General features: G+C 55.2%; 1 rRNA gene. It reads right to left on the bottom strand.

Going from position 1 to position 475, the window contains the following annotated elements:
• A 16S ribosomal RNA gene (locus ACTHSN_RS10755) occupies nucleotides 1-475 on the bottom strand; the annotation flags it as partial.

Here is a 475-nt window from a genome sequence, read left to right as displayed (position 1 = left end):
GTATAAGAGACAGGACTACTGGGGTATCTAATCCCGTTTGCTCCCCTGACCTTCGTGCATCAGTGTCAGAAACTGTCCAGAGTCTCGCCTTCGCCACTAGTGTTCCTCTCGATATCTACGCATTTCACCGCTCCACCGGAAGTTCCGTACACCTCTGTCCCACTCCAGCTCGCCAGTTCAGGGCGCAATTCCTCGGTTGAGCCGAGGGATTTCACACCCTGCTTAACAAGCCGCCTACGCACCCTGTAAGCCCAGTGATTCCGAATAACGTTTGCACAGTTCGTATTACCGCGGCTGCTGGCACGAACTTAGCCCGTCCTTCCTCTGAAGATCGGTCAAACTAGGGGGATAACCCCCTAATATTTCCTCCCAACTGACAGCGGTTTACAACCCGAAGGCCTTCATCCCGCACGCGGCGTCGCTCGGTCAGACTTTCGTCCATTGCCGAAGATTCTCGACTGCAGCCACCCGTAGG

It is taken from the genome of Neisseria sp. P0009.S010 (genome assembly GCF_051958545.1).
GTDB classification, from domain to species: Bacteria; Pseudomonadota; Gammaproteobacteria; order Burkholderiales; family Neisseriaceae; genus Neisseria; species Neisseria subflava_A.
Note: the sequence above shows the minus strand (reverse complement) of the source record. Positions and strands in the feature narration are given on the sequence as shown.